General features: G+C 62.6%; 11 protein-coding genes. 2 read left to right on the forward strand and 9 right to left on the reverse strand.

The window, feature by feature from the left end; all coding sequences use genetic code 11:
• The 9 genes from atpC to IV088_RS14535 all read right to left on the reverse strand — a co-directional run.
• A partial coding sequence (atpC, locus tag IV088_RS14495) for an ATP synthase F1 subunit epsilon (protein WP_291103277.1) occupies window positions 1-203 on the reverse strand: 203 nt, incomplete at its 3' end.
• Window positions 204-273: 70 nt separating this feature from the next.
• The gene (gene atpD / locus IV088_RS14500; protein ID WP_291103280.1) at window positions 274-1,680 is read right to left on the reverse strand and encodes a F0F1 ATP synthase subunit beta; all 1,407 of its coding nucleotides are present in this window, start codon (window positions 1,678-1,680) and stop codon (window positions 274-276) included.
• Between the two features lie 38 nt (window positions 1,681-1,718).
• Window positions 1,719-2,585, reverse strand: coding sequence for a F0F1 ATP synthase subunit gamma (gene atpG / locus IV088_RS14505; RefSeq protein WP_291103283.1), 867 nt, complete (start codon window positions 2,583-2,585; stop codon window positions 1,719-1,721).
• Between the two features lie 31 nt (window positions 2,586-2,616).
• Window positions 2,617-4,173, reverse strand: coding sequence for a F0F1 ATP synthase subunit alpha (gene atpA / locus IV088_RS14510; RefSeq protein ID WP_291103286.1), 1,557 nt, complete (start codon window positions 4,171-4,173; stop codon window positions 2,617-2,619).
• Between the two features lie 54 nt (window positions 4,174-4,227).
• On the reverse strand, window positions 4,228-4,761 hold the full coding sequence (locus tag IV088_RS14515) for a F0F1 ATP synthase subunit delta (RefSeq protein WP_291088789.1): 534 nt from the start codon (window positions 4,759-4,761) through the stop codon (window positions 4,228-4,230).
• Window positions 4,762-4,790: 29 nt separating this feature from the next.
• On the reverse strand, window positions 4,791-5,261 hold the full coding sequence (locus IV088_RS14520) for a F0F1 ATP synthase subunit B (protein WP_291103289.1): 471 nt from the start codon (window positions 5,259-5,261) through the stop codon (window positions 4,791-4,793).
• Between the two features lie 124 nt (window positions 5,262-5,385).
• A complete protein-coding gene (gene atpE, locus IV088_RS14525; protein ID WP_236963362.1) occupies window positions 5,386-5,637 on the reverse strand; it encodes a F0F1 ATP synthase subunit C in 252 nt (83 codons plus the stop codon).
• Window positions 5,638-5,715: 78 nt separating this feature from the next.
• On the reverse strand, window positions 5,716-6,594 hold the full coding sequence (atpB, locus tag IV088_RS14530; RefSeq protein ID WP_236963361.1) for a F0F1 ATP synthase subunit A: 879 nt from the start codon (window positions 6,592-6,594) through the stop codon (window positions 5,716-5,718).
• A gap of 15 nt (window positions 6,595-6,609) precedes the next feature.
• Entirely contained in the window at window positions 6,610-7,098 is a 489-nt protein-coding gene (locus tag IV088_RS14535; RefSeq protein WP_291103292.1) for an ATP synthase subunit I, read from the reverse strand.
• A gap of 457 nt (window positions 7,099-7,555) precedes the next feature.
• Here IV088_RS14535 and IV088_RS14540 point away from each other — a divergent pair, with 457 nt between their 5' ends.
• A complete protein-coding gene (locus IV088_RS14540; RefSeq protein WP_291103295.1) occupies window positions 7,556-7,840 on the forward strand; it encodes a DUF493 family protein in 285 nt (94 codons plus the stop codon).
• Between the two features lie 2 nt (window positions 7,841-7,842).
• Window positions 7,843-8,535: a lipoyl(octanoyl) transferase LipB gene (lipB, locus tag IV088_RS14545; protein ID WP_291103297.1), complete on the forward strand. Its 693-nt coding sequence runs from the start codon at window positions 7,843-7,845 to the stop codon at window positions 8,533-8,535.
• The last annotated feature ends 172 nt before the right edge of the window (window positions 8,536-8,707 follow it).

Below are 8,707 nucleotides of genomic sequence, written 5' to 3' on the forward strand. Positions count from 1 at the left end.
ATGCCACCGGCCACGAACACGAACTCTTCGCCACCGTCGGCTTTTTCGATGCGCACGGCACCGGGTTTGATGCGGGTGATCAGCGGGATGTGGCCGGGCAGGATGCCCAGTTCACCCGCTTCACCCGGCAGGGCCACGAACTTGGCTTCACCGGAGAAGATGGACTCTTCGGCGCTGACCACATCGACGTGGATGGTGCTCATAGTTACTCCAGGGAAAAGGTGAAAGAGGTTTCAGCGACGAGGGACCGCTTGCGCGGCCCCGGTCATGCGCTTAGGCGACTTTCTTGGCCTTCTCAAAAGCCTCGTCGATCGTGCCGACCATGTAGAAGGCCTGCTCGGGCAGGTGATCGCACTCGCCGGCTGTGATCATCTTGAAACCACGGATGGTTTCCGACAGCGGCACGTACTTGCCGGGCGAGCCGGTGAACACTTCAGCGACGTGGAACGGCTGTGACAGGAAACGCTGGATCTTGCGTGCGCGGGCCACGGCCAGCTTGTCTTCCGGTGCCAGTTCGTCCATGCCCAGAATGGCGATGATGTCGCGCAGTTCCTTGTAGCGCTGCAGCGTGCCTTGCACGGCGCGGGCCACGTTGTAGTGCTCTTCGCCCACCACGTTCGGGTCGAGCTGGCGCGAGGTCGAGTCGAGCGGGTCCACGGCGGGGTAGATACCCAGCGAAGCGATGTCACGCGACAGCACCACGGTCGAATCCAGGTGGGCGAAGGTCGTGGCGGGCGACGGGTCTGTCAAGTCATCGGCGGGCACGTACACGGCCTGGATGGAGGTGATCGAACCGACCTTGGTGGAGGTGATGCGCTCTTGCAGACGGCCCATTTCTTCGGCCAGCGTCGGCTGGTAGCCCACGGCGGAAGGCATGCGGCCCAGCAGAGCGGACACTTCGGTACCGGCCAGCGTGTAGCGGTAGATGTTGTCCACGAAGAACAGCACGTCCTTGCCTTCGTCGCGGAACGACTCGGCGATGGTCAGGCCGGTCAGGGCCACGCGCAGACGGTTGCCTGGAGGCTCGTTCATCTGGCCGTAGACCATGGCCACTTTGGACTCGCCCAGGTTCTCCAGGTTCACCACGCCGGAATCGGCCATCTCGTGATAGAAGTCATTGCCCTCACGGGTGCGCTCGCCCACACCGGCGAACACCGACAGACCGCTGTGGGCCTTGGCGATGTTGTTGATGAGTTCCATCATGTTCACGGTCTTGCCCACGCCGGCGCCACCGAACAGACCCACCTTGCCGCCCTTGGCGAACGGGCAGACCAGGTCGATCACCTTGATGCCGGTTTCCAGCAGTTCCTGCGAGGGAGACAGCTCGTCATAAGCCGGGGCCTTGCGGTGGATGGGAGCGGTCAGTGTCTGGTCCACCGGGCCGCGCTCGTCGATGGGCGCACCCAGCACGTCCATGATGCGGCCCAGGGTGGCCTTGCCCACGGGCACGGTGATCTGGGCGTTGGTGTTGGACACCACCATGCCGCGGCGCAGACCGTCGGACGAGCCCAGCGCAATCGTGCGCACCACGCCGTCGCCCAGCTGTTGCTGGACTTCCAGCGTCAGGGCGGAGCCTTCCATTTTCAGGGCGTCGTAAACGCGCGGCATCTGATTGCGCGGAAACTCCACGTCCACGACGGCGCCGATGCACTGAACAATCTTGCCTTGTACTTGAGACATGATGGATACCTTTTAATTTCTCTGAATTCTGTTGAACGTCAAACGGCGGCGGCGCCGGCCACGATTTCCGACAGCTCTTTCGTGATGGCGGCCTGGCGGGTCTTGTTGTAGACCAGCTTGAGTTCGCCAATGACGCTGCCGGCGTTGTCGGTGGCGGCCTTCATGGCCACCATGCGCGCGGACTGTTCTGAAGCCATGTTCTCGGCCACGGCCTGGTAGACCTGTGCTTCCACATAACGCAGCAGCAGCTCGTCGATGACGGCGGCCGCATCCGGCTCGTACACGTAGTCCCAGTCCCGGCCTTTGGCGCCGTCCTGCAATTCACCCGCGTTCAGCGGCAACAGCTGCTCGGACACCGCTTCCTGCTTCATCGTGTTGATGAATCGGGTGTAGCAGAGGTAGACCGCGTTGATGCGGCCTTCGGTGTACGCATCAAGCAGCACCTTGACGGGGCCGATCAGCTTGTCGAGGTGGGGCGTATCCCCCAGGCCGACGGCGCTGGACACCACCTTGGCGTTGATGCGGTTGAGGAAGCCCAGGCCCTTGTTGCCAATGGCCACCGCTTCAGCGCTCACGCCCTTGCTCTGCAGATCCTTGAGCTGGTTCGTCAGCGCACGCAGCACGTTGGTGTTCATGCCACCGCACAGACCCTTGTCGGTCGTGACGACGACAAAACCGGCGGTCTTGGCGTCGTTGGTCTGCATGAACGGGTGCGTGTACTCCGGGTTCGCGCGGCTCAGGTTGCCGGTGATCTGGCGCACTTTTTCGGCGTAAGGCCGGGCCGCACGCATGCGGTCCTGCGCCTTGCGCATTTTGGAAGCGGCGACCATTTCCATGGCTTTGGTGATCTTCTTGGTGTTCTCCACCGATTTGATCTTGCCGCGTATTTCCTTGCCTGCTGCCATTGCTGCTCCTTTATCGGGTCAATGGGCCGGTTCAGTACGTGCCGGTTTTCTTGAAGTCGGCAATCGCGGCCGCCAGCTGGGCTTCAGCGTCCTTGTCCATGGCACGGTCGGCTTCCAGCTTGGCCAGCAGCGCAGCGTGCTTGTCCTTCAGGAAGGCGTGCATGCCGGATTCGAACGCCAGCACCTTCTTGACATCGATGTCGTCGAGGTAGCCCTTGTTCACGGCGAACAACGTGGAGGCCATGATGCCGATGGACTGGGGCGAGTACTGGGCCTGCTTGAGCAGTTCGGTCACGCGGGCACCGCGGTCCAGCTGCTTGCGGGTGGCTTCGTCCAGGTCGGAAGCGAACTGCGCGAACGCAGCCAGTTCACGGTACTGGGCCAGGTCGGTACGGATACCGCCGGACAGGCTCTTGATCAGCTTGGTCTGGGCAGCACCACCGACGCGCGACACCGAGATACCGGCGTTGATGGCGGGGCGGATACCGGCGTTGAACAGGCTGGTTTCCAGGAAGATCTGGCCGTCGGTGATCGAGATCACGTTGGTCGGCACGAAGGCGGACACGTCGCCGGCCTGCGTTTCGATGATGGGCAGTGCGGTCAGCGAACCGGTCTTGCCCTTGACTTCACCCTTGGTGAAGGCTTCGACGTAGTCGGCGTTCACGCGGGCTGCGCGCTCGAGCAGACGGCTGTGGAGATAGAACACGTCGCCGGGGTAGGCTTCGCGGCCTGGTGGGCGGCGCAGCAGCAGCGAGACCTGGCGGTAGGCCACGGCCTGCTTGGACAGGTCGTCGTACACGATCAGGGCGTCCTGGCCGCGGTCGCGGAAGTACTCGCCCATGGTGCAGCCGGAGTAGGCCGACAGGTACTGCATGGCAGCGGATTCGGAAGCCGAAGCGGCCACGACGATGGTGTATTCCATCGCGCCAGCCTGCTCCAGGGCACGCACCACGTTCTTGATCGACGAGGCCTTCTGGCCAATCGCGACGTAAACGCAGGTCATGTTCTGACCCTTCTGGTTGATGATGGCGTCGATGGCCACGGCGGTCTTGCCGGTCTGGCGGTCGCCGATGATCAGCTCGCGCTGACCACGGCCCACGGGCACCATCGAGTCGATCGACTTCAGACCGGTCTGCACCGGCTGGTCCACCGATTTGCGCGCGATCACGCCCGGAGCGACCTTTTCGATCACGTCGGTCATCTTGGCGTTGATCGGGCCCTTGCCGTCGATCGGCTGGCCCAGGGCGTTGACCACGCGGCCGATCAGCTCGGGGCCGACCGGCACTTCCAGAATGCGGCCCGTGCACTTGACGGTTTCGCCTTCGGAGATGTGCTCGTACTCACCCAGAATCACGGCGCCCACGGAGTCACGCTCCAGGTTCAACGCCAGACCGAAGGAAGGCACGCCGTCCTTGTTGGCCGGGAATTCCAGCATCTCGCCCTGCATCACGTCGGACAGGCCGTGGACGCGGACAATACCGTCGGTCACGGACACCACGGTACCCTGGTTGCGCACATCGGTCGATGTGCCCAGTCCCTCGATGCGGGACTTGATCAGTTCGGAAATTTCGGCGGGATTGAGTTGCATGACTCTTTCCTTCTTTCGTTAAATGGTGAGCAGGCGGGCGCGGGGTGACAGCGGTCAGGCCGCGGTCAGGGCGGTTTTCATGTGTTCCAGGCGGGCTTTGATCGAGGTGTCGAGCACTTCGTCGCCCACCACCACGCGAATGCCACCGATCAGCTCGGGCTGCAGTTCGACCTGGAGGTTGAGCTTGCGGGCAAAGCGCTTTTCCAGCACGCCGGAGAGATCGGCCAATGCGGCGCTGTCGATCTCAAAAGCGCTGTAGACCACCGCATCAAAGGCACCTTGCTGCGCGTTCTTCAAGGCGCGGAACTGGTCCGCGATTTCAGGCAGCGCGGCCAAACGGCCATTGTCGATCACGGTGCGCAGAAAATTCTGCGCCATCGCGGGCAGGCTGGTCTTGATCACAGCGGTGACCAGGCTGAACACCTGTTCAGGCGTGGTCCTGGGGTTGTCGGCGTATTGGCGAAGCTGCTCATCGGCAGCCACCGACGCCAGCTCGTCGAGCCAGGCGGCGGCGCCTGCCGCACCAGTGCCTGTGGCCTGGAACAGCGCTTCCGCGTATGGGCGGGCAATGGTGGCGATTTCGGCCATGGTTTACCTTTGAATGCCGTGGCGGTGGATCAAAGCTCGGTCTTCAGGCGACCCAGCAACTCGGCGTGAACGCCGGCGTTGACTTCGCGCTTGAGGATCTGCTCGGCACCCTTGACGGCCAACGCGGCCACTTCTTCGCGCAGCGCTTCACGGGCCTTGACGACCTGCTGTTCGGCTTCCTGGCGGGCGGAGGCCACGATCTTGGCGGCTTCGTCCGTGGCGCGGGCTTTCGCCTCCTCGATCACGGTCTGGGCACGGCGCTCGGCGTCTGCCAGGCGGGTGGCGGCCTCGTTGCGCGACTGGCTCAACTCTGCTTCCACGCGCTTGTTGGCCACGGCCAGTTCGGACTTGGCCTTCTCGGCCGATGCCAGTCCTTCGGAAATCTTCAACGCACGCTCGTCGAGTGCCTTGGCGATGGGGGGCCACACGAATTTCATCGTGAACCACACCAGGATCGCAAAGACGACGGCCTGCGCAAAGAGGGTTGCATTGATGTTCATCGCAACGCCTTTCTGTGTGTTGACAAGAGTGGTGACGCGCTTGCTGCTGCGTCAGCGGCCCACCGGATTGCAGCCCGGAACCAACCGGTCTGCGGGGCGCCGCTGTGCACGGCAGCAAAATCCATCAAGCGGCGAGCGTGAAGGGGTTGGCGAAGGCGAACAGCAGGGCAATGGCCACACCGATCAGGAAGGCGGCGTCGATCAGACCGGCCAAGATGAACATCTTGGTCTGCAGGTCGTTCATGAGTTCAGGCTGACGGGCCGACGACTCAAGGAACTTGCCACCCATCAGGGCGATACCGATAGAGGCGCCGATGGCACCCAGACCGACGATGAGACCACAAGCCAGCGCGACGAGACCCAGAACGTTTTCCATGATGACTCCTATGAGATGAACGAAAGTTGAGAAAGGAAAGAAACGAAAGAACTAGAGAGCGAGGTGAAACCGCGCAGCTTAGTGAGCGTCATGCGCTTGACCCAGATAAATCAGGGCCAGCATCATGAAAATGAACGCCTGCAAGGTGATGACCAGAATGTGGAACAAGGTCCACACCGTGCCTGCGATCACGTGTCCGACGAAGAAGAGCCCACCAGACAGCGAGAGGGAAGCGAAACCACCCAGCAGCGCGATCAGCATGAACACCAGTTCACCCGCGAACATGTTGCCAAACAACCGCATGCCGTGCGAAACCGTCTTCGCCACGAACTCGATCATCTGCATCAGGAAGTTGGTCACACCCAGGAGGAGTGCCCAGACAGGATTCTTGCTGGTGCCGAACGGGGCGGTCACCAGCTCGTGCGCCCAACCGCCCAGACCCTTGATCTTGAGGTTGTAGAACACACACATCAACAGCACGGAGACCGACAGACCCAGCGTGGTGGAGAGGTCGGCGGTGGGCACGACGCGCAGGTAGGCGTGGTGCGGATCGTGGCCAGCGGCGCCGTAGATGCCTTCCCAGATCTTGGGCAGCAGGTCCACCGGCAACATGTCCATGAAGTTCATGGCGAAGATCCAGCAGAACACGGTGAGGGCGAGCGGCGCCACCAGCTTGCGGCTGTGGGCGTTGTGGATCACACCCTTGGCCTGGCTGTCCACCATCTCGACCAGCATTTCCACCGCCGCCTGGAAACGACCTGGCACGCCGGCGTGCGCCGTGCGGGCCGCGCGCCACAGGAAGAAACAAACGATCGCGCCCAACAGCGAGCTGAAGATGACGGAGTCGATGTTGATGACCGAAAAGTCGACGATGAAGCCCTGCTTCTGGTTCGTCAAATGGGTCAAGTGGTGGCGAATGTACTCACCAGGGGTGGGACCGATACCTTCTGCAGCCATGTTCGTTCGCGCCAATCAACCGTTTACGTTTGAACGCCTGGCCTGGGCCCAAAACCCAAACCAGTACACCTTGAGAGTCAACACCAGACCGGCCAGAAGGCCGAGCCAGCTGAGTTCCGGGACGATTTTCGGAGCCAGCCACAACATGGCGACCGCCAGCAAAATCTTGATCCCTTCCCACAGCAAAAAACCTGCAAATGCAGCCTGCGCCACACCCGCCAAAAGCCGGGACAGGAAACTGGAGGTCAAACCGTAGGCCATCAAGGCCGAAGGAACCACCACCGCTGCCGCACCGTAAAGGACCGACCAGGCCACCGGAGCGCGCTGCGTCAGCAACCACCCCAACAATCCCGCCACCAGCCCCACCAGCAACTGCATCCCCACCAGCCGCCAGACCGAAATCTCCGGCTGACTGGCTCGCCACTGCTGCGCTTCTTCCCGCGTCAGGGGCTTGAATTCGGGCTCTTGCAACCCATCTTCGTCCCACTCGTCGCCCGATTGCACTGTCGACTCAAGCCTCGGCATTGTCGGCATGGCAAATTACTCACAGGTTACAAATGAAAGCGTGAAGTTTCGCAAAGCCGCTGATTATACGTAGAAACCCCATGGCTCCGTCAAGCCGCTGGGCGGGTGGCTCCTTGCCCGCACGAGGCAACCGATAATCCCCTGACGCCAAGCGCCGAACCGGTTCTCGGCAGCCTCCCGTCGGGCGCACTGTTCCTGCCCTGCGCCTCTTGGAGGCAGGCTGCTACGCACTCGTGCGGCGCCCATCAGAATGCCCGACCAGGGTCTGATTGTCGACAACGGGCGCCACAAGTGCTGACGGTCCTTGGCCCCAAAATTCTCAGAATGGCACAGACCACGCCCCCACCCGAAGCGCCCTGCCCGGCTTCCTGCCGCACGGGTGAGGCGCCCATCACCGTGTCTTGCACGGTCAGCACGTCAACTTGAGGAGTTCGCCATGGACCTGCCCCGCCCCATTCCTCCCGAGCAATCCCTCATCGAATACCCCTGCCACTTCCCCATCAAGGTGATGGGAGCCAACGTGGACGGCTACGTGACGGCCATGACCCATGTGGCCAAGGCCTTTGACGCCAGTTTCGACGCCTCGACCATCGAACTGCGCCCGAGCAAGGCGGGCAACTACCTGGGCCTGACACTGTCGGTGTACGTGACCAGTCGCGAGCAGCTCGACGAGCTGTACCGCACGCTGACCACACACCCGATGGTCAAGATCGTTCTCTGAGCATGCAGGTCCACAACCTTGGTCGGGTGGACTACGCGCCCACCTGCGACGCCATGGTGGCCTTCACCGCCGCACGCACGGCCGAGACGGCCGACGAGCTCTGGATGTGTGAACACCCACCCGTGTTCACCCAGGGCATCGCTGGCAAAGAAAACCATCTGCTGGCGCCGGGCGACATCCCGGTGATCCAGACCAACCGGGGCGGCCAAGTGACGTACCACGGACCAGGCCAGGTGGTGGCCTATCCGCTGGTCGACCTGCAACGCGCCGGCTACTTCGTCAAGGAATACGTCTTCCGCATCGAAGAAGCGGTGATTCGCACCCTGGACCACTTCGGCGTGACTGGCCACCGCGTGGGTGGTGCACCGGGCATTTATGTGCGGCTGGACGACCCGGCCAGCCATGCCCTGCTGCCACAACGGCCCCAAAAGAAGGTGGATGGTCGGCCCGCTGCCGAGCCCGACTTCACCGGCCTGGGCAAAATCGCTGCGCTCGGCATCAAGGTCAGCCGCCATTGCACCTACCACGGGGTGGCGCTCAACGTCGCCATGGACCTGCAGCCCTATTGGCGCATCAACCCCTGTGGATATGCCGGCTTGCAGACGGTGGACCTTTCTACAATCGGGGTCACCGTTTCATGGGATGAAGCGGCCCAGGTCCTGAGCCAGAAGCTCGGCGCCACCCTCAGCACCTGACCCTCCCGCTCTTTCATTGCGCCATCCGCGCCCATGCCATGAACCGCCCCGACACCCCCACGGCTCCAGAATCCACCACCGTCCGCGACGCTCAGCCCGCCGCCGGCTACGACGCCACTGCCAAACAGAAGAGCCAGGCCAAGACTTCGCGCATCCCGATCAAGATCGTGCC

Source organism: Hydrogenophaga sp., assembly GCF_018780075.1.
In the GTDB taxonomy this organism is placed as follows: domain Bacteria; phylum Pseudomonadota; class Gammaproteobacteria; order Burkholderiales; family Burkholderiaceae_C; genus Hydrogenophaga.